We start from the raw sequence: 21,108 nt of genomic DNA, 5'->3' as shown, positions 1-21,108 counted from the left end.
GATGAGAAAATTTAAAAAGGTTTTATCTTTACACCCCTAAAAGTTAGAGTGATCTAATTTTTAGGGGGATTTTTTGTTACATGATTAACATTTTTCTATGGCAACGATATATGGTGGGTTATTCTGTTTGTTTAAAAATTGATATTGAATAACATGCGCAACTTGTGGATCAATTGAAGTGACGTAATTCATCAATTCATCTCGTTCTAGTTTTCCTTCAGTATGACCATGATAGATCACGATAACAATGATGCCCTCTCGCTTCATAAGCTTTAATAACTGCTCAATAGCTGATTTTGTTGTATCAGGTAAAGTAACAATTGAGGGGTCACCACCTGGTAAATATCCAAGGTTGAAGATTGCTCCCGAGACTTCGCCAGCAAGATGGTGAGGAATAACTGACGTAACTGTTTCATGTCCTTGTTGTACAAGAGTCACACGTTCTTTTAGCTTCTCAGTTTTTAGCCGTTCAATCGCATTAATAATAGCCTGCTTTTGTATGTCAAATCCATAAACATGTCCTTTTTCGCCTACTGTTTTCGCTAAAAAAACAGTGTCATGACCATTTCCTACAGTTGCATCTACAACAATATCCCCAGTATTAATGGAATTTTGTAATAGCTGTTTTGCAAACGGTAATATTCTCTGTAGCTTCATATTATGCTTCCCTCAGATTGTATATAATATTTTCCTTGGAAGCTGTTACGTCTTTTTAATTCAGCATCAATTGAATTTAAAACATCCCATTTATTAACACTCCACATCGGTCCAATCATTAAATCAATGGGACCATCACCTGTAATACGATGGACAATCATTTCTGGTGGAATAATTTCTAGTTGATCACATACAAGATTTACATAATCTTCTTGTGATAAAAACTCTAATTTGCCTTTTTCATATTGTTTAACCATTGGAGTTCCTTTTAATAAATGCAATAAATGGATCTTTATTCCTTGAACATCAAGTTGTGAAACAGCTTTTGCTGTTTCCATCATCATTTCATTATTTTCTAATGGTAAACCGTTAATAATATGGGAACAAATTCGAATTCCATGTTTTCTTAGCTTATTGACACCTTCTATATAGCATTGAAAGTCATGTGCTCGATTGATTAAAAGCGCAGTTCGTTCATGGACAGTTTGTAAGCCTAGCTCAACCCATAAATAAGTTCGTTCGTTTAACTCAGCTAAATATTCAATCACATCATCTGGTAAACAATCTGGTCGTGTTGCTATTGAAATACCTACAACACCTTCTTGATTTAATACCGATTCAAACTTTTCTCTTAAAACCTCTACTGGAGCGTGTGTATTTGTATAGGCTTGAAAGTAGGCCATATACTTACCATCTTTCCATTTATGATGCATTTTATTTTTAATTTCATTAAATTGAGTCACTAAATCATCAGCTCGATTACCTGCAAAATCACCAGATCCAGCTGCACTACAAAAAGTACAGCCACCATGTGCAACTGTGCCATCTCGATTAGGACAATCAAATCCACCGTCTAAAGCCACTTTAAATACTTTATGTCCAAAATGCTGTCGTAAATGATAATTCCATGTATGGTATCGTTTATTATCAGTTGCAAAAGCAAACGGAGAAGCTTGATTCATAGCAAATCCCTCCTTTTTCGTATCGCTCATGAATATTTCATCTAAATATCTTATCATGATGCCTTTTAAAAAAATAGACATTTGGATTGTTACCATTATTTAAAACACAAGTTTTTAAGAGTACTGTTCATAATAAAATATGATGAAGCTTTCATTAACTTCATATCGTTTGGAGGAGATAAAGATGGCAACAAGACAATCCGTTGACGAATATTTGCAAAGATGTACAGACGCCCTTGATTACGCTCGTGATCAATATAAAACAGGTATGAAGCAAGAACATTATAATGAGACAGAATATACAAAAGCTCTTCAACAATTAGAAGATGCGGTAAATGATATTAACCACCTTTCTTTAAGTGCGAATGATCAACAACAAGATCAGCTTTATCGCATGAGATTACAATTACAGCAAGTGCAAAATGAAATGATATTGAAGGGGGATACTGAACGATGAAAAAACGTTCCAAGCAAAATAACCCTGAGCAAAAAACGAAAAATGGAATCAATAATAAAGACTTAGAGGTTGGTCAAGATTTTGATCCTATAAAAGAAACAAAGGTTAAAAATGCCAAAAAAGGTCAACCAATAAAATCAAAGCAAAGAGTTGAAATGGAATAACATGAAAAAGGACCTTCTATGGTCCTTTTTTCGTGTTAACTCTTCTACATAAAATACTTATTGACAAATAGTTACCAACATATTATCGTACTATGTGTACTACATTATATAATACACTTAGTTCAATTTTAACTTGAGAGAAAGAAGGGAGAAACGATCATACAAATAGATCCGAGAAGTTCTACTCCCATTTATGAACAAATCATTCAACAAATGAAAGAGCTTTGTTTTAAAGGGTTATTAAAATCTGGTGACAAGCTACCATCAGTCCGGGAATTATCAACGATGATTATTGCTAATCCAAATACTGTTAGTAAGGCTTATAAGGAATTAGAAAGACAAGGCATTATTGAAACTTTACGAGGACGAGGGACATATGTTTCCGAAAATGCAAGAGTATCATTAGATGAAAGGAAGATGGAAGTGATAAAGGAACAATTAAAGCCTTTGATTATCGATGCATTTTATGCGGGTATTGATTTTAACCATATTCATGAATGGATTGATGAAATTAAGAAAGAAGTAGGGGGAGAATCCCATGCTCGAAATAAAGAATCTCACGAAAAAAATTGACAATATTGAAGTCGTAAAAGATATCAATTTAAAATTAAAGTCTGGTGAAATTTTTGGTTTACTAGGACGTAATGGATCTGGAAAAACAACATTACTACGATGTATCCAACAGATCTTGAATGTAGACCAGGGTGAAATTTTATTTGAAGATATATCGATTATAGATCATCCACTAATAAAACGTAATGTGGTTTATATGCCCGTGCAAAATCCAGCATTTGATCGCTATACATATAAACAATTAGTGAGGTTGTTACGTACCATTTATCCTGATTTTGATGTGACCTATGCTAACGAATTAGTAAATCGTTATGATTTACCAGAAAATAAAAAATACAGAGAATTATCAACAGGCTTAAAAAAGCAATTATCTTTGATTTTATCATTTTCCATCAGACCAGCTGTTATTATGCTAGATGAACCAACTGATGGAATTGATGCCGTTACAAGACATGACTTACTTCAATTAATGATTGATGAAGTGGCTAATAAAGGAACAACAATTTTAATAACATCTCATCGATTAGAAGATATTGAACGAATCTGTAATCGGATTGCCTTTTTAGAAGACAATCAGTTATCTGAAGTGATAGAAGTTGAAGACTTGAAGGATGATTATGTTAAGGTTCAACTTGCATATGACAATGATGTTGAATTAAAGATTAGAAAAAGAGGGATCCCAATTTTAGAATCAACTGGTGTATTCTACACAGTCATACTAAAACGTGATGATGAGGATAGTCATGAATTTTTAAACCTTCTTGCACCAAGAATTTGGAATGAACTTTCCGTTTCTTTAGAGGAAGTATTTATTGCAAAGTTTGGAGGAAAGAGAAGATGGTAGCGGTGGAATTGATGAAAGTGGAAATGAGGAGAAATTGGATTCAATTACTTATTACTTTTTTGATTCTATCCTTTTTCACACCTTTAAATATTTGGTCTCAACATGTGAATTATCATAGCTATGAATTTGTTGATTTTCTATATATGGAAGTAACGTTTATTTTCATCGTGTTAATCATAGCATTAGCTCTTGTTCAAATTGGCAGTGAACGAAGCAATGGCATATTGGAGTTTACTTGTTCACTACCATATTCAAGAGCTCAAATTTATTTGACGAAATGTTTTTTAGGTTTAAGTGTTATTTTAATAGGTTGGTTACTTTCTTTTACTTTAACCGGGCTTATCCTTCGGTTAAATGAAATGCAAACTACTTATTTTGTAGAATACTACTTAGATGGTTTAGGAGCTATGTTACTATTTTATGCGATCACGATTTCGGCGGGAGCATTTACTGGTACAGCTTTTGCTCAAGGATTAGTAACAATTTCGGTAAGCATTCTTCCTCTATTATTAGTTTTGCTAACTATTATTCAGCTAGATATACTTTTTAATCTCGAAATACCTCTTGATGATAAGTTAAAGAATGTGTATAGCATATCTCCAGTATCTTATCTATCTTTTGATTCTGCTCGTTATTCAGAGCTATACATACCATTTCTTTTAGCATGTTTATTTCTTATCGTTGGTTATTTTGCTTTCATAAAACACCCGATAGAACGGACCGGAGCTTTTTTTACATGGAAATCAATGAACAGACCTGTGCAAATTATTGTCATTTTTATAGGGGTTATAGGCTTTAGTGCGTTTGGTTATTTAACAGATGAACGAATGGTAGGTTATTTGATCGGCGGAGGAATTGGGGCATTTATCGGGTTTATTGTTAGTTATTATCTCATATTTAAAAAGAAAAAATAGCAAAAGTTAATTGGAGGAGAAAATATGATCGAGGTTCATCAGCTAAGCCATTCGTTTAAGGTTGGTAAAAAAGGCAGTGAAAAAGAAATCCCTGTTTTGAAGAATACTTCTCTGAAAATTAATAAAGGAGAAATTGCTTCAATAGTAGGAAGAAGTGGCTCAGGTAAATCAACTTTGCTAAATTTACTTTCAGGCTATATATCGCCTACATCAGGTGATATTTTGATCCATGATACAAATGTTACAGAATTTAATGAAAAGAATGCTTTAAGAAGAGAGATGTAAAGGTATGTTGGTCATTGCTTAGGCAATCGTTAGAAAAACATACTTAATATAAAAATGACAATCAAACCAAATCGAAAAGTAATTTGGTCTGATCGTCATTTTTCTTTAGTAAAGGGTTTTAATTTTTTTTATCGTTGCTAACGATCTCTATTTTTTAGATAATTAAATTAAAAAGAGGAATCAACATGACAATCAAAATTAGATTTTCTAAAGAAAGTGACTTTGAACAATTAATAGATATAGACCATAAAGTTTGGAATATGAAAACAACACCTACAATTATAAAATGGGATTCTCTTAATGAATTTAGTGAGAAAAACCCTGAGGGAAGTCAGCTTGTAGCTATTTTAGAAGAAAGAGTTGTTGGCTATTTAGGATTCCATTATCCAACACCATTGAAAACAAATCAGCATGTGCTAGAAATAGATATTGCTGTTGATCAACATTATCAAGGAAAAGGAATCGGTAGCAAGCTGCTTGATGAATTAATGAAAATGGCAAAGGATAAAAACATTCACAAATTGGCACTTCGTGTTCTTTCATCAAATGAAGGAGCAATAGATTTTTATAAAAAATGCGGTTTTATTGAACAAGGAAGATTAGTAAAAGAGTTTCTAATTGATGGTGAATTTGTTGATGATCTGCTTATGTACAAATTAGTAGAATAGTAAGTAAATACAGCGTTGAAAAGTCGGTAAATTCACATTATTACAACATTAAGTATCTTCATTGCAAAACAAAAGAAAAGGGGCTAATATTCTCAGAAGGATAATAAAAATGTACGGTATTAATCAAAATCGTTATTTTTATACAATATCTTTTCTAGAGGAGGAGAAATATGCCACGTTCCCTTTGGTTGCTTATAATTGGGATGATGATCAATGTGACCGGAGCCTCTTTTTTATGGCCACTTAATACAATTTATATCCATGAACATCTCGGGAAATCGTTAACTGTAGCTGGCTTTGTATTAATGCTTAATGCTGCGGCTAGTGTTATTGGTAACTTAGTTGGCGGTATTTTGTTTGATAAAATCGGTGGTTATAAATCAATACTATTAGGCATTATCATTACGCTCGTGTCTGTAATAACTCTTATGTTTTTTCACCAATGGCCTGTTTACATGTATTTACTTATACTCATAGGCTTTGGATCTGGGATTGTATTTCCTGCTACATATGCGCTTGCAGGTACAGTTTGGCCAGAAGGTGGTCGAAAATCATTTAATGCCATATATGTTGCACAAAATGTCGGAGTAGCAGCTGGAGCCTCTTTAGGTGGAATTGTTGCTTCTGTATCATTTAATTATATATTTATAGCGAATGCAGCACTGTATGCTGTCTTTTTCTTAATTGCATTCTTCGGGTATCGAAATATTGATGGAGCACAAGGTAGCCAAACTTCAATATTAGATCAAAAAGGTGTTGTCAAAAATCGCACAAAATTCACGGCTCTTGTTATTTTATGTACAGGGTACTTATTATGCTGGGTTGGATATGTGCAATGGCCTTCAACAATTTCTTCTCATACACAAAGTTTAAATATTCCTTTACACCAATATAGCTTGTTATGGACAATTAATGGTGTATTAATTGTATGTGGTCAGCCTCTTATTTCCTTATTTGTTAAGCGTTTTGCAAAAACCATTAAAAAACAGATGGTGATCGGATTTGTCATTTTTATTGGATCTTTTATTGTCGCATCATATGCTGAACAATTTACAGGATTTTTAGTTGCAATGGTGATTTTAACAATTGGTGAAATGCTTATTTGGCCTGCTGTTCCTACAATTGCAAATGATTTAGCTCCTAAAGGAAGACAAGGCTTTTATCAAGGCTTTGTGAACAGTACTGCAACTGGTGGAAGAATGATCGGACCCCTTCTTGGCGGCTTTGTTGTAGATTATTACAATATGAATCTACTTTTCTACATTATCATCGGTCTCTTAACAATTGGAATCTTCACAACCATCCTTTATGACAAAAAACTGACTGTAGCGGTAAAAGGGGATCAAACACCAAGCGAAATTGGGGTCTGACCCCTTTTTTGCTTGGTGCAGCAAATGTGGGGGAGGCGGTGGATATGGGTTAGCGAAATTTGTCGAATGATGGAATATACATGAAAGTTGAATGATTAACGTTAAAAGTTGAATGATTATCGCCAAAAGTTGAATGATTAACCTAAAAAGTTGAACGATTACTGAAAAGGACTATATATCGTAGCCAAATATATAGAAAAAACTACATCAAAAAAACTCAATTTTGGTAAATAGCAATTTAAATTGGACTTGTACTATAAATCTCACAGCAATTTATGAGAAGTTTTGTTTTTTTTCTCTTCATGTAGACGTAAACAACCAAGCTTCTTTGACCATTTCCTGCTATTTTGAGAAGTTGCTTTATGATACGATAATAGAAAAAGAGTTTGCTAGGGGTAGGTATAATGTTAAATCAACGTTTTCCATATGCGAAGGAAATTTTTGAAACAGTTATTGAAAACGCTTACGTCTGGATTGTTATTGTTGATGCTAAAGGTAAAGTTATTTATATGAATGAAAATTATTGCCGTTTTTGTGAAGTGAATAAAGATGAAGTGATCGGCCAGCATGTTACCAAAGTAATTGAAAATACAAGAATGCATATTGTGGTTGAAAGCGGAGAAGAGGAAATAGCTGATCTTCAATATATTCGTGGAAATTATATGATTGCAAATCGAATTCCGATTTTTGCAGAAAATAAGGTTGTTGGAGCTTTTGGTACTGTGATGTTTCGTGATACAAAGGAATGGCATGAAATGAACTCCCATGTACGACATCATCTTTCATCTATTCAATCATTTATTGATCAACAAGAAACCACTGGTGCCAAATATACCCTTAATGATATCCATTCTAACTCGTCTATAATGAACGAATTAAAAGATAGAGTAAAATCCATTGCAGCTACCGATAGCTCAGTGTTAATTAGAGGTGAAAGTGGGACAGGAAAGGAATTGTTTGCACACAGTATTCATTTGTTAAGTCATCGCAGTGAAAAGCCTTTTATTAAGGTCAACTGTGGAGCAATTCCAGAGCAGCTACTTGAATCAGAGCTATTTGGATATGAAGACGGTGCCTTCACCGGAGCTAAGAAAGGCGGCAAAAAGGGGAAGTTTCAACTAGCAAATGGGGGAACTATTTTTCTTGATGAAATTGGTGACATGAGTGCACATATGCAGGTGAAATTACTTCGTGTACTTCAAGAAAAAGAGGTTGAACCTGTAGGATCATCTAAAACAATTCCATTGGATGTTAGAGTCATTACGGCAACTAATCGTCCTTTAGAAGTACTTATGGAAAGCAATAGTTTTCGTAGTGATTTATATTACAGAATTAGCGTGATTCCTCTGTTTATCCCTCCACTTCGGGAAAGGCTGGAAGATCTTGAAACTCTTGTGCGGCATTTTATAAAAAAAGTTTCATTACGAACAGGTAAACGAATTTCACTCATTCATGAAGATGTGATGAATACCTTTCAGCATTATCACTGGCAAGGGAATATTCGTGAGTTAGAAAATATAATCGAAGCTGCAATTCATCTGGCGAAATCTGATGTTATTACGCTTGAAAGCATACCAGATTACATAAAAGAAAAAACTATTTTTCAGACAAAAGCAACTTCATTAAAAGAAATGTTAATTGAGGCGGAAAAGAATATTTTACTATCAACATTAAAGAAATTCGAAGGAGATAAAAGAAAAGCTGCAAAAGCTCTTGGAATCAGTAAATCTAGCATGTATGACAAAATTCAAAAGCATCATATAACTTAATTCATTCCAGAAAATCGGAAAACAGTCCAGAAATATGGACTGTTCTTTTTTATGTTGCTGTATAAGACATTACTGATCATGGACAAGTTATCATTTTTGAACCAATTCCAGTAATTCGGAAAAAACCTGTTTCATATGTGTCTATTTTCTTAAAGATTAACAGCATAATAGATGTTGGCACATATCTTGCAATTATATTCATGTATAAGAAAGGAGGAAGAATATGAAACACATTTTTCAATCATTTCACGAAGCAGTTCAAGATGTTCAAAATGGATCAACAATTATGGTAGGTGGATTTGGACTTTGTGGAATTCCTGAAAACTTAATTTTGGCCTTAGTTGAAACAGGAGTAAAAGATCTGACTGTTATCTCCAATAATTGTGGTGTTGATGATTGGGGACTTGGCTTACTTTTGAAAAATAGACAAATAAAAAAGATGATTGCATCCTACGTTGGTGAAAATAAAGAGTTTGAAAGACAAGTGCTAGCAAATGAAATTGAGGTGGAGCTAATACCACAAGGCACGTTAGCAGAAAGAATTCGAGCAGGTGGTGCAGGTATACCGGCATTTTATACGCCTGCAGGTGTTGGTACGCAAATTGCTGAAGGTAGAGAAGTTCGAACGTTTGATGGAAAAGAATATTTATTAGAAACAGCACTAACTGCAGATGTTAGTTTTGTCAGAGCATGGCGAGGAGATCGTCTGGGAAATCTTCAATACAACAAAACAGCTCAAAACTTTAATCCTATGATTGCAGCGGCTGGAAAAATAACAATTGCTGAAATCGAGGAAATGAAGGAGATAGGGGAAATGGCTCCACAACATGTTCATACACCAAGTATATATGTGCAGCATCTGATTGTTGGGGAACAAATAAAACGAATTGAAAGGCTAACAGTTCGACAGGAGGAGCTACTATGAGTAAAGGTACTATTCGCGAAATCATTGCAAGACGTGCTGAACAGGAAATTGAAAGCGGTTACTATGTGAATTTAGGTATTGGTATGCCTACATTAGTAGCAAATTATATTCAGCCTGATAAATTTGTTGTTTTACAGTCTGAAAATGGTTTGCTTGGTATTGGTCCTTATCCAACACAAGAAGAAGTTGATGCAGATTTAATTAATGCAGGTAAAGAAACGGTTACAGCAATTCCTGGTTCAAGTTTTTTTAATAGTGCAGAGTCATTTGCGATGATTCGGGGAGGACATATTGATTTAGCAATATTAGGTGGAATGGAAGTTTCAGAGAGTGGTGATTTAGCAAATTGGATGATACCAGGAAAGATGATTAAAGGAATGGGTGGTGCCATGGATTTAGTTCATGGTGCAAAGAAGATTGTAGTCATTATGGAACATGTTTCAAAAAATGGTCAACCTAAAATTGTTAAACAATGTAGTCTGCCATTAACAGGAAAAGGTGTTGTAGACAGAATTATTACTGATCGAGCTGTGATTGATATAAGAAATAATGGAATGTTCTTAAGCGAGGTATTGGAAGGTTATACAATTGAGGATGTTTTAAAATCGACTGCTGCTAACTTAATAGTTTGTGAGAATGTTAAAGTTTCGTCTTCTTCTTAAGAAAATAGTCAAACAAAGGGGGATTTAACATGTTTAGTATGATCGGCTTAATAGGCGGTTTAGCACTTTTAATTTTTCTAACGATGAGGGGAATGAATTTATTAGTAGCTGGACCGTTGTGTGCTTTGTTTGTTGCGGTGCTTAGTGGGCTACCGCTTTTTCCTCAATTAGTTGGTGAAGGGGAAGCTAACTTTGTAGGAAACTATATGACAGGCTTTTCAGGATTTATCGCTTCATGGTACTTAATGTTTTTACTAGGAGCAATCTTTGGAAAAGTTATGGAGGACAGCGGTGCAGCTGATAGTGTTTCTAAGTGGATTGTTAGTAAGTTAGGAATGAAAAGAGCGGTTTTAGCAATCATTATTGCTTGTGCTGTTTTAACTTATGGTGGAGTTAGCTTGTTTGTTGTAGCGTTTTCTGTTTACCCGATGGCAGTTAGTTTATTTAGAGAAGCGAACTTGCCAAGAAGATTTATTCCAGCAGCATTGGCGTTTGGTTCAGTGACTTTTACGATGACATCAGCTGGATCACCAGAAATTCAAAACTGGATTCCAATTGAATATTTAGGAACATCTCCATATGCAGGCTGGGAAGTAAGTTTAATTGTTGCTGTTTTTATGATGGTATTTGGTTATTGGTGGCTAGGTAAAATGATTAAAAAAGCTATTTCACGAGGAGAAAGCTTTATTGCAAGAGAAAATGATCCTGTAAATGAAGATAAAGCATTACCACATCCTTTAACAGGATTAGTGCCATTAGTAGTTGTTCTTATTATTTCATTTGTATTTCATGACTCCCTCCAGCAATCTGCTTTAATTATCGCATTGCTTGGTGGCGTGATTGCTACTTATTTATTAAATCGTAAATATTTCAAATCATTTTGGAACGCGGTTTCTGAAGGTACACTTGGTGCGTTATTAGCTTTAGGAAATACTGCTGCTGTTGTTGGTTTCGGGGGAGTAGCAAAGGCAGTACCAGCATTTGAGGTTGCGGTAAATGCCATGACAAGTATACCAGGAAGTCCACTTATAGGTGGAGCAATAGCCGTAAGTGTTATAGCCGGTATGACTGGATCAGCTTCTGGAGGTCAAGCAATTGCTTTACCTTTACTCGCTCCTCATTACATGGATATGGGCGTTAATACTGAAGCATTACATCGTGTAGTAGCGATATCTTCTGGTGCGTTAGATTCGCTACCACATAATGGTTATGTTGTAACAACTGTTCGGGCAATTTGTGGTGAATCACATCAAGATGCCTATAACCCAGTAGGGGCAGTCACAGTCATTGTTCCTCTTTTAGGAGTTATATTAGCGATTATTTTATTTTCTTTAGGATTAGGGATATAAAGAAATCTATAGATTCGGAGGTTATTAACGATGGTTTCAAATCAAGTTGTATTAGTTACAGGTGCGGCAGGAGGAATTGGCTTTGAACTAGCAAAAGCATTTGCAAGTGAAGGTGCCATAGTCGTTTTGACCGATTTAAATGAAGCTAAAGTAATAGAAAGTGCAAGAAAAATTCAAAATGAAGGTAATCAAGCTCTAGGATTAAAGTGTGATGTGACAAAGGAGCAAGAGATCATTCAAGTGATTAACACAACGATAGAAGAGTATGGAAGAATTGATACACTTATAAACAATGCAGGCTTACAGCATGTTGCACATATTGAAGATTTCCCAACAGAAAAGTTTGAGTTACTAACAAAAGTGATGCTTGTCGCACCCTTTATTACGACAAAATATGTTTTTCCAATTATGAAAAAGCAGAAATTTGGAAGGATTTTAAATATAGCATCCATTAATGGATTAATTGGGTTTGCTGGAAAAGCGGCTTATAATAGTGCAAAACATGGTGTTATTGGTTTAACAAAAGTAGCTGCGTTAGAAGGAGCAGAGCATGGAATCACTGTGAATTCACTTTGTCCGGGGTATGTTGATACCCCACTTGTACGAAATCAACTTCAAGATTTGGCAAAAACAAGGAATGTTCCTATAGAAGATGTTCTTGAAGAAGTATTATATCCTCTAATTCCACAAAAAAGATTGTTAGCAGCACAAGAGATAGCTGATTATGCTTTATTTTTAGCAAGCAATAAAGCAAAAGGTGTAACAGGTCAGGCAATTGTTATGGATGGTGGGTATACAGTACAATAGAACATTTAACACAAAGCGACTTGTGCTTTTCACGAGTCACTTTGTGTTATTTTCTATTCTGAACAAGTCGTAATTAAGTTACGCCTTTCTAATTGACTTGCATATCCCGACAAATTTATATAAAATAACCTTAACATGTATACGATATGAACGGAGAGAAGGAATAGTAATTAGCAAAAATTGTTTCAGAGAATTGACGGGTGGTGCAAGTCAATCAATTTTGCTTATGAACTCGCCTTTGAGTTACAAATGTGAAAGCCAAAATGGTGAAGTAATGTTTGTCGTCTATCCACGTTACGGATGTCAAAGTGGACATATAATCATTATGTCAATGTTGGGTGGTACCACGGGATTTAAACCTCTCGTCCCTTGTTTGGGATGTGGGGTTTTTTCTTTGTAGTACTAAAATTCTTTTTTAAATTGGCTATATTAAAGCTTGATGTTATTTTTAGCACTTTGTTGATTGGAGTGTAAGGCATGAGACTCCTGCGGGAGAAGCGTGTCGTAGGGAGAGAACCCACAGGCGCTTGCGCCGAGGAGGCTCCCGGACCGCCCGCGGAAAGCGAATGCCTGTAACGGAAATCAACAACAAATTTTAACAGCACCTTTAAATTAGAAGCACTTTGTCCCGTTCAAATTAAATTTATTTTTATATCAACATAAACATACATAGCATTAAGGAGGAAAACAAATGAGCTTCAATCACCAAGATATTGAGAAAAAATGGCAAGATTACTGGCTTTCTAACAAAACGTTTAAAACAACAGAGGATGCAGAAAAACCAAAGTTTTATGCACTTGATATGTTTCCATATCCTTCAGGTGCAGGTCTTCATGTAGGACATCCTGAAGGCTATACAGCTACAGATATTTTATCTCGTATGAAGCGTATGCAAGGCTTTAATGTTCTTCATCCAATGGGGTGGGATGCATTCGGTTTACCAGCTGAACAATATGCACTTGATACTGGGAATGACCCTGCAGAATTTACAGAGCAAAACATTAATAATTTCAGAAGACAAATTCAAGCACTAGGGTTTTCTTATGACTGGGATCGTGAAGTAAATACAACTGATCCTGAGTATTACAAATGGACACAATGGATCTTTTTACAACTTTATAAAAAGGGCTTAGCATATGTAGATGAAGTGCCTGTAAACTGGTGTCCTGCACTTGGAACCGTTTTAGCAAATGAAGAAGTAATAGACGGAAAAAGTGAGCGTGGTGGACATCCTGTTGAACGCCGTCCAATGAAACAATGGATGTTGAGAATAACTGCTTATGCAGATCGTTTACTTGAAGATCTTGAAGATGTGGATTGGCCTGAAAGCATTAAAGATATGCAACGCAATTGGATCGGACGTTCAGAAGGAGCTCATGTTACATTTGAAATTGAAAAGCATGATGAGAACTTTACCGTGTTTACAACACGTCCGGATACATTATTTGGTGCAACTTATGCTGTTTTAGCACCAGAGCATTCTTTTATTGATAAAATTACGACTCCTGAGCAAAAAGATGCTGTAGCAGCTTATATTGATGAAGTGAAGCACAAAAGTGACCTTGAGCGTACTGAGCTTTCGAAAGAGAAATCAGGTGTTTTTACTGGAGCTTATGCAATCAATCCTGTTAATGGTGAAAAAATGCCAATATGGATTGCTGACTACGTACTTGTAACTTATGGCACAGGTGCAATTATGGCTGTTCCTGCACATGATGAACGTGATTATGAATTCGCTGTGAAGTTTGATCTTCCAATTAAAGAAGTTGTTAGTGGTGGCGATGTAACAAAAGAGGCTTATACAGGCGATGGAGAGCATGTAAACTCTGATTTCTTAAATGGACTAGCTAAACAAGAAGCGATTGAAAAGGCGATATCTTGGCTTGAGGAAAATGGTAAAGGTGAAAAGAAAGTCACTTACCGTCTTCGTGATTGGTTATTTAGCCGTCAACGTTATTGGGGTGAGCCAATTCCAATTATCCATTGGGAAGATGGCACAATGTCTGCTGTTCCAGAAGAAGAGCTGCCACTTGTTTTACCGAAAACTACTGAAATCAGACCTTCAGGAACTGGGGAATCACCACTTGCGATCATTTCTGATTTCGTAAATGTTGTTGATCCAGAAACAGGTAAAAAAGGTCGCCGTGAAACAAATACAATGCCACAATGGGCAGGAAGCTGCTGGTACTACTTACGTTATATTGATCCAAAAAACAGTGAAGCACTTGCAGATGATGCAAAATTAAAGCAATGGTTACCAGTAGATATTTATATTGGTGGAGCAGAACATGCTGTTCTTCACTTACTTTATGCACGCTTCTGGCATAAGTTCTTATATGATATCGGTGTTGTTCCTACAAAAGAGCCATTCCAAAAATTATTTAACCAAGGTATGATTCTTGGAGAAAATAATGAAAAAATGAGTAAATCTAAAGGTAATGTTGTCAACCCAGACGAAATTGTTGAATCACATGGTGCAGATACATTACGTATGTATGAAATGTTTATGGGACCTTTAGAAGCTTCAATTGCATGGTCTACAACTGGTCTTGATGGATCAAGACGTTTCTTAGATCGAATTTGGCGTTTATTTATTGAAGACAGCGGTCAGATAAGTCCAAAGGTTGTTGATGAAGCAAATGAGGATCTTGAGCGAGTTTACCATCAAACAGTGAAAAAAGTGACAGAAGATTTAGAGGGACTTCGTTTTAACACAGCTATTTCTCAATTAATGGTATTTATTAATGACGCTTATAAAGCAACAACACTACCTAAAGAGTATGTTGAAGGTTTTGTGAAATTAGTTTCGCCAATTGCTCCTCACTTAGCAGAGGAATTATGGAGTAAGCTTGGTCATAGCACAACAATTACTTATGAAGCATGGCCTGCTTTTGATGAAGCAAAATTAGTTGAAAATGAAGTGGAAATTGTTGTACAAGTTAACGGAAAAGTCCGTGCTAAGCTTCTTGTTGCAAAAGATGTAACAAAGAATCAACTAGAACAAATTGCTCTAGAAGATGATCGTGTAAAAGAGCAAGTAGAAGGAAAAACAATTCGCAAAGTGATTGCTGTTCCTGGAAAACTTGTTAATATTGTTGCAAATTAAAAATTTCAATTAGCAGCTCGTAAGGTGAAACTATCTTGCGAGCTGTTTTTGTTAGATCTTTTTGAGTATTCTAATGCCTTGCTTACTGGTACTACATCGTATACATTTGTTATAATGCATATATTAAAATTGAAGGGGTGTAACACAATGTACGAAATTAAAGAGATTTCTCCTGAGGAAATTCAACAAAAGCTTGAAAAAGGTGAGAAAATTGAATTAATAGATGTTCGAGAAGATGAAGAGGTTGAAGCAGGAATGATTCCTCAAGCAAGACATATTCGAATGAATGACATACCAGATCAAATAGACGCAATTGATAAAGAAAAAGAAACAATTTTTATTTGTCGCTCTGGTGCTCGTAGTGGGAATGTTTGTGCATATTTACAAGATAAAGGCTATAACGTTGTGAACATGGCTGGCGGTATGCTTGATTATAACGGAGAAACAAAACCAAAAAGTCAGATAGGTTAAAATATGATTTAATTGTCAAATAATTAATTGTACATATTTGAGCTAGAGATTAAAACCATAGTCTGTATTAGCAATTTCCCTTACCTACACACTAAGGAAAAAATAGAACAAATACAAAAAAAGATTACCTATCCCATTTGGAAAAGGTAGTCTTCTTTTGTATTTGTTTGTTTGCTTAAAGAGTTTTGCTTGTGATTCTATTAAAATAGGATAGTGTAATGCTGCGAAATGGAACGATACTCTTATATCTGAGTTGTATTAAAATAACCCTTTGGATTAGCTTTCACGATAAATAATAAGTGCAGAAAAACAGTAAAGCTGATCTCCTTCATCATCTGTTGTAACAGCAACACTGTATTTTATATCTTGAACCTGTCCTTCACTCAAATCTGCTAAAAAAATATTTAACCCTTCTTCTAAGTCTTTCTCATGTTCTTCATCAAATAAAGCAACCTTTAACATCTATTCACATCCTTTACATGAAAAAATGTATCAATATACTATATTTGATTAATGAACTTAATATGACCAGAAATTATAATGAGGGTTAATCAGTTTGTGAATAAATAGCAGCATTCATTCCGGCAAGACGACCAGTTACTAAAGCTGATGTAATATTATAGCCACCTGTATAGCCATGGATATCTAGAATTTCTCCACAGAAATAAAGACCAGCTTTGAATTTTGATGACATTTCACGTGGATGTATTTCTTTTACAGAAACACCACCACCAGTCACGAATGCTTTTTCAAGTGATAATGTTCCATGAACATTAAATTGAAATTGCTTACAATCCTTCACAAATGATCGGAGCTTTTCATTTGAAAGATTATCGTATGTTACTAGTGTATCAATATCATTTTTTTCTAATAAATATAGTAAATATCTTTCTGGTAAAAGGCCTTTTAGGACATTTTTAATTGCCTTTTTTGCATCTTGCTTTAAATCCTTGACAATCGATTGAAACAGTTGTTCTTCGTTTATTGAAGGAACAGCATCAATACTAACTGTAATAGCATTTGTTTTAAATTTTTTCATCGCTTTTACAACATATTGACTACATCTTAAAACTGCTGGACCTGAAATTCCAAAATGGGTAAAAATCATATCCATTTTATGAGTAATAATAGGCTTTCCTTTTGGATTTAAAACACTTAAGGCAACATCCCTTAAAGAAAGACCTTGCAGCGTTTTATCTTGAATAAAACGTTCATTTGATGTAAGTGGTACTTCAGTTGGAAAAAGTTCAGCAATTGAATGTCCCGCCTTCTCAGCCCAAGCATAACCATCTCCGGTACTTCCTGTATGTGGTACACTTTTTCCACCAACTGCTAGTACAACTGCCTTTGTTCGTATTGCTTCACCACTAACAAGCTTTACAGTTTGTACTTTTTCTTCATCATAAATCACATCTTTAACTGGCTCATTTGTACGAATGGTTACATTTAATCGCTGTAATTCACTTAGTAACGCATCGACTACTGATTGAGCTTTATCACTCACTGGAAACATTCGTCCATGATCTTCCTCTTTTAGCTGAATACCTAGATTTTCAAAGAATTTAATAATATCTTCATTACTAAATTCAGAGAAAGCACTGTATAAAAACCTTCCGTTACCAGGTATATGTTTGATGATTTCATCTATTGGTAAACGGTTTGTCACATTGCAGCGCCCTCCACCAGAGATAGCAAGCTTTCTTCCAAGTTTATTTCCTTTGTCTAAAAGAAGAACTTTTGCTTTTTTTTCTCCAGCGGCAATTGCTGCCATTAATCCTGATGGTCCACCGCCTATTACAACAACATCATACTTCATTGGTTATTCACACCTTCATTTATTAAGTTTGCTTCTCATATTATACTTGAAGAAAAAGAAAAACCAAAAAAAATGTAAAATAAGACATATTTATGATAAGTGAAATCTGGTTAAGCTAAATACAAACTTATGGTATAAGCGTAGGATTATGGTAAAATAGAAAAGTTGAATCTTCATAGAGAAGAATGGTGAAGCAGAATTATGTCGAATAAACTTTTAAGAGGAACGTTTATATTAACGTTAGGTACATATGTTTCAAGAATATTAGGAATGATTTATCTTATTCCTTTTGCTGCAATGGTTGGAACAACTGGTGGTGGTTTGTTTCAAACTGGTTACGCACAATATACAATCTTTTTGAGTATTGCAACTGCGGGATTTCCTGCAGCTATTTCAAAATTTGTATCTAAATATAATTCAATGGGAGATTACCAAACAAGTCGAAGGATGTTTAAATCTGGTATTGTGGTGATGTTAGCTACCGGCTTTATTGCTTTTGCTCTTTTATATGCATTTGCACCTATGTTAGCTATAAGTGCTCTTGCAGATGAGAATCTCAATGGCGTGACAGTAGATGATGCGATTTTTGTTATTCGAATGGTCAGTATTGCTCTTATAATAGTTCCATTAATGAGTCTCATTCGAGGTTTTTTTCAAGGACATCAATCGATGGGACCAACAGCTGTTTCACAGGTAGTTGAACAATTAGTACGAATCGTATTTTTATTAACATCAACTTATTTAATACTCAATGTGTTAAATGGTGATCTTGTTTTAGCGATAGGTTATGCAACATTTGCTGCATTTGTAGGAGCGATAGGTGGGCTACTAGTTCTATTAGTATATTGGATACGTCGAAAGCACTCACTTTTAGCGATGCAGACTGAAGCTGTTGAGTCAGAGCCAATACCAATTGGAACGTTGTTTAAAGAAGTCTTTCGATATGCTGGTCCCTTTGTTTTTGTGGGCTTAGCAATCCCGATCTATAATTATATAGATACAAATACATTTAACCGTGCCATGTTGAGTGTAGGAAATGAAAAATCCTATACATTAGATATGTATACAGTTTTACTCCTGTACGTTCCAAAATTAGTTATGATTCCAGTATCACTAGCAACAGCATTCGGTTTAACGTTAATTCCAACAATAACAGAATCATTTACTAGTAATAATCGAGCTTTGCTTCATAAGCAAATAAATCAGACGTTACAAATCATTATGTTTTTAGTTTTACCAGCAGTTGTCGGATTATCTGTTTTAGCAGGTCCTGCGTACAATATCTTTTATGCAGGTACATCTGAAGAAATAGGTAAACATATTTTAATGTGGTATGCACCAATCGCATTACTATTTTCACTTTTTACAGTTAATGCTGCAATTTTACAAGGAATAAATAAACAAAAGCTGGCTGTTATTAGTTTGATCATAGGAATAATTGTAAAGCTTGCTCTAAATTCTACACTTATTCAATTGTTTGAAGGTGTTGGATCAATTTTGGCAACAGCTGCAGGCTATTCTGTATCCTTATTATATGGTTTTGCAATGATTAAGCGGCATGCGGGCTTTTCGTTTAAATTATTAATAAAACGATCAGTGTTAATTATTATGTTATCAATATTTATGGGTCTGGCTGTGTCTGTTTCTCAATCTGTTTTAAGTATATTTATTAACTATGCTGATGGTAGGATGCAATCTGTTATTATAGGTGGTTGTTCGGTTTTATTAGGTGCAGCAATTTATTTATACTTAGCTTATCGCTCACATCTACTTGAGAAACTATTAGGAAACAAGCTAAAACGTTTCTTTCCTAAAGCAAAATCAGTTGAGTAGATTGAAACATCTGAATTTCGGATAAAATAAAGATAATTATATAATGCGCGAACTCGGCATGCAGCCGAGTTTTTTTCTAAGGATATATAGGGGGTAAGGAAATGAGAATTGATAAATTATTAGCGAATTCTGGATTTGGCACTCGTAAAGAAGTGAAGAAAATGTTGAAAACAGGTGTTGTAAAAGTGGATGGTGTGGCAATAAAGGATCCAAAAACTCAAGTGGATCCAGATGCACAGACAGTTACTGTTAATGAAGATAGAGTTGAATATAAGGAGTTTGTGTATTTATTAATGAATAAACCTGCGGGGTATCTTTCGGCTACAGAGGATGAAGTACAAGAAACAGTTATCGATTTGCTTCAAATGGAGGATGCTGTTTGTCAGCCATTTCCTGTAGGGCGTCTTGATAAAGATACAGAAGGCTTATTGTTATTAACAAATGATGGTCATCTGTCACATCAACTACTGTCACCAAAAAAACATGTGCCTAAAACTTACTTTGCTGACATATTAGGGGAAGTAACCAATGAAGATATAGAATCATTCAGACGAGGTGTCGAGCTTGATGATGGGTATGTTACAAAACCTGCTATACTTGAAATTCTGACATCTGGAGACTCATCAACGATCCATGTCACGATTACTGAAGGGAAATATCATCAAGTAAAAAGAATGTTTGAATCTGTAGGGAAAAAGGTTACGTATTTAAAAAGAATTTCTATGGGACCTATTTCTTTGGATGAAGATGAATTGAAAACAGGGGAATATCGCGAATTAACAGAAGATGAACTAGAATCCTTAAGAAACGCTCAACCTATTGATGTTACGAACGAGCAGTAACTAGAAATTTCATACCAAAAAAAGAGGAACCTTTTACGAGAAGGTTCCTTTTATGTATAGTTTAATTAATTTTTAATAATAAGATATTACGAAGACATTTTAACTTTTTTATTTGTAGTTGACCATTTACCTCTTGTTGGGCTGTGAACCAAATCGTTGTATGCTAATACATTTAGATCACGTTGAATCGTTCTAGGAGTTATACCAAATTCGTCAACGAGTTGTTGTGTTGTCACAGTTCCTCGTTCATTAATAAACATGTAGACTGATTTGATTCTGGTTAGCATACGGTTTGTTGAAGGTTTCAAAAAACCACTCCTTATCGTTTGATCGCACTGGCTATGCCTACTACAACCTTTCGATGACTGCAACTTCAGATGTCACTTCATACATATGTTATTAAGTGGTAAAACGTTACAACAATATTTTACACGATTTCGACACAAATAATCCAGAGAAATGTTTCAATTTACGAAATATTTACATTTTTAATACTTTTTAAGTCAATTATATTGATTATTATTATCCTTAAGGAAGTCCAATTTTAAAAATAAAGCTGGTGTTGAAATAAGAGTTAATGATAATAAACGAAGACTTTTAATACCACTAACTAATTATGTAAGCACGCGCGTAC

The 21,108-nt window shown here is 34.7% G+C and carries 22 protein-coding genes and 1 other annotated feature; of the genes, 17 read left to right on the top strand and 5 right to left on the bottom strand.

Going from position 1 to position 21,108, the window contains the following annotated elements:
• Nucleotides 1-84: 84 nt before the first annotated feature.
• Together mnmM and mnmL are read right to left on the bottom strand one after the other, a co-directional pair.
• Entirely contained in the window at nucleotides 85-657 is a 573-nt protein-coding gene (gene mnmM / locus FS935_RS14695; RefSeq protein ID WP_146949395.1) for a tRNA 5-(aminomethyl)-2-thiouridylate-methyltransferase MnmM, read from the bottom strand.
• Nucleotides 654-1,619, bottom strand: coding sequence for a tRNA modification radical SAM protein MnmL/YtqA (mnmL, locus tag FS935_RS14690; protein ID WP_146949394.1), 966 nt, complete (start codon nucleotides 1,617-1,619; stop codon nucleotides 654-656). Before mnmL ends, mnmM begins: the two co-directional genes overlap by 4 nt.
• A 184-nt stretch (nucleotides 1,620-1,803) precedes the next feature.
• On the opposite strand from mnmL, the gene FS935_RS14685 reads away from it, so the two are divergent.
• The 15 genes from FS935_RS14685 (at nucleotide 1,804) to FS935_RS14615 (ending at nucleotide 15,983) form a co-directional block, all read left to right on the top strand.
• Nucleotides 1,804-2,076 carry a YtzC family protein gene (locus tag FS935_RS14685; protein ID WP_146949393.1) on the top strand — a complete coding sequence of 91 codons (273 nt, stop codon included), beginning with the start codon at nucleotides 1,804-1,806 and terminating at the stop codon, nucleotides 2,074-2,076.
• Nucleotides 2,073-2,240: a glycogen biosynthesis protein GlgD gene (locus tag FS935_RS14680; protein WP_146949392.1), complete on the top strand. Its 168-nt coding sequence runs from the start codon at nucleotides 2,073-2,075 to the stop codon at nucleotides 2,238-2,240. The genes FS935_RS14685 and FS935_RS14680 overlap by 4 nt, the downstream gene beginning before the upstream one ends.
• 156 nt (nucleotides 2,241-2,396) lie before the next feature.
• Entirely contained in the window at nucleotides 2,397-2,813 is a 417-nt protein-coding gene (locus tag FS935_RS14675) for a GntR family transcriptional regulator (RefSeq protein ID WP_146949391.1), read from the top strand.
• Nucleotides 2,779-3,657, top strand: coding sequence for an ABC transporter ATP-binding protein (locus FS935_RS14670; protein ID WP_146949390.1), 879 nt, complete (start codon nucleotides 2,779-2,781; stop codon nucleotides 3,655-3,657). The genes FS935_RS14675 and FS935_RS14670 overlap by 35 nt, the downstream gene beginning before the upstream one ends.
• Nucleotides 3,651-4,571 carry an ABC transporter permease gene (locus FS935_RS14665; protein ID WP_146949389.1) on the top strand — a complete coding sequence of 307 codons (921 nt, stop codon included), beginning with the start codon at nucleotides 3,651-3,653 and terminating at the stop codon, nucleotides 4,569-4,571. Before FS935_RS14670 ends, FS935_RS14665 begins: the two co-directional genes overlap by 7 nt.
• 24 nt (nucleotides 4,572-4,595) lie before the next feature.
• Nucleotides 4,596-4,856, top strand: coding sequence for an ATP-binding cassette domain-containing protein (locus FS935_RS14660; protein ID WP_146949388.1), 261 nt, complete (start codon nucleotides 4,596-4,598; stop codon nucleotides 4,854-4,856).
• A 185-nt stretch (nucleotides 4,857-5,041) separates the two neighbouring features.
• Entirely contained in the window at nucleotides 5,042-5,524 is a 483-nt protein-coding gene (locus FS935_RS14655; RefSeq protein WP_146949387.1) for a GNAT family N-acetyltransferase, read from the top strand.
• Between the two features lie 170 nt (nucleotides 5,525-5,694).
• Nucleotides 5,695-6,894: an MDR family MFS transporter gene (locus FS935_RS14650; RefSeq protein WP_146949386.1), complete on the top strand. Its 1,200-nt coding sequence runs from the start codon at nucleotides 5,695-5,697 to the stop codon at nucleotides 6,892-6,894.
• Between the two features lie 404 nt (nucleotides 6,895-7,298).
• Nucleotides 7,299-8,663, top strand: coding sequence for a sigma-54 interaction domain-containing protein (locus FS935_RS14645; protein ID WP_146949385.1), 1,365 nt, complete (start codon nucleotides 7,299-7,301; stop codon nucleotides 8,661-8,663).
• 223 nt (nucleotides 8,664-8,886) lie between these two features.
• Complete coding sequence (locus FS935_RS14640; protein WP_146949384.1) at nucleotides 8,887-9,588, top strand: CoA transferase subunit A; 702 nt, start codon at nucleotides 8,887-8,889, stop codon at nucleotides 9,586-9,588.
• Nucleotides 9,585-10,250: a 3-oxoacid CoA-transferase subunit B gene (locus FS935_RS14635; RefSeq protein WP_146949383.1), complete on the top strand. Its 666-nt coding sequence runs from the start codon at nucleotides 9,585-9,587 to the stop codon at nucleotides 10,248-10,250. The genes FS935_RS14640 and FS935_RS14635 overlap by 4 nt, the downstream gene beginning before the upstream one ends.
• Before the next feature lie 29 nt (nucleotides 10,251-10,279).
• A complete protein-coding gene (locus FS935_RS14630; RefSeq protein WP_168714487.1) occupies nucleotides 10,280-11,599 on the top strand; it encodes a GntP family permease in 1,320 nt (439 codons plus the stop codon).
• A 30-nt stretch (nucleotides 11,600-11,629) separates the two neighbouring features.
• Nucleotides 11,630-12,406, top strand: coding sequence for a 3-hydroxybutyrate dehydrogenase (locus FS935_RS14625; protein ID WP_146949382.1), 777 nt, complete (start codon nucleotides 11,630-11,632; stop codon nucleotides 12,404-12,406).
• Nucleotides 12,407-12,550: 144 nt separating this feature from the next.
• Nucleotides 12,551-12,779 (top strand) — a binding site (T-box leader).
• A gap of 318 nt (nucleotides 12,780-13,097) precedes the next feature.
• Nucleotides 13,098-15,512: a leucine--tRNA ligase gene (leuS, locus tag FS935_RS14620; protein WP_146949381.1), complete on the top strand. Its 2,415-nt coding sequence runs from the start codon at nucleotides 13,098-13,100 to the stop codon at nucleotides 15,510-15,512.
• 147 nt (nucleotides 15,513-15,659) lie between these two features.
• The gene (locus FS935_RS14615) at nucleotides 15,660-15,983 is read left to right on the top strand and encodes a rhodanese-like domain-containing protein (RefSeq protein WP_146949380.1); all 324 of its coding nucleotides are present in this window, start codon (nucleotides 15,660-15,662) and stop codon (nucleotides 15,981-15,983) included.
• Nucleotides 15,984-16,259: 276 nt separating this feature from the next.
• Here FS935_RS14615 and FS935_RS14610 read toward each other — a convergent pair whose 3' ends face one another.
• Complete coding sequence (locus tag FS935_RS14610; RefSeq protein WP_146949379.1) at nucleotides 16,260-16,445, bottom strand: sporulation protein Cse60; 186 nt, start codon at nucleotides 16,443-16,445, stop codon at nucleotides 16,260-16,262.
• A gap of 85 nt (nucleotides 16,446-16,530) precedes the next feature.
• Entirely contained in the window at nucleotides 16,531-17,799 is a 1,269-nt protein-coding gene (locus FS935_RS14605; RefSeq protein WP_146949378.1) for a BaiN/RdsA family NAD(P)/FAD-dependent oxidoreductase, read from the bottom strand.
• A gap of 201 nt (nucleotides 17,800-18,000) precedes the next feature.
• Between FS935_RS14605 and FS935_RS14600 the strand changes: the two genes are divergently transcribed.
• Together FS935_RS14600 and FS935_RS14595 are read left to right on the top strand one after the other, a co-directional pair.
• Entirely contained in the window at nucleotides 18,001-19,632 is a 1,632-nt protein-coding gene (locus FS935_RS14600; protein WP_146949377.1) for a putative polysaccharide biosynthesis protein, read from the top strand.
• 101 nt (nucleotides 19,633-19,733) lie between these two features.
• On the top strand, nucleotides 19,734-20,474 hold the full coding sequence (locus tag FS935_RS14595) for a pseudouridine synthase (RefSeq protein ID WP_146949376.1): 741 nt from the start codon (nucleotides 19,734-19,736) through the stop codon (nucleotides 20,472-20,474).
• A gap of 86 nt (nucleotides 20,475-20,560) precedes the next feature.
• Here the strand turns inward: FS935_RS14595 and FS935_RS14590 are convergent, their stop codons facing one another.
• Nucleotides 20,561-20,782, bottom strand: coding sequence for a DeoR family transcriptional regulator (locus tag FS935_RS14590; RefSeq protein WP_146949375.1), 222 nt, complete (start codon nucleotides 20,780-20,782; stop codon nucleotides 20,561-20,563).
• Between the last annotated feature and the right edge of the window lie 326 nt (nucleotides 20,783-21,108).

Origin of the sequence: Metabacillus litoralis, from assembly GCF_007994985.1 — a bacterium.
In the GTDB taxonomy this organism is placed as follows: Bacteria; Bacillota; Bacilli; order Bacillales; family Bacillaceae; genus Metabacillus; species Metabacillus litoralis.
The sequence above is the reverse complement of the archived record's forward strand: the minus strand, read 5'-3'. Positions and strand labels throughout refer to the sequence as shown.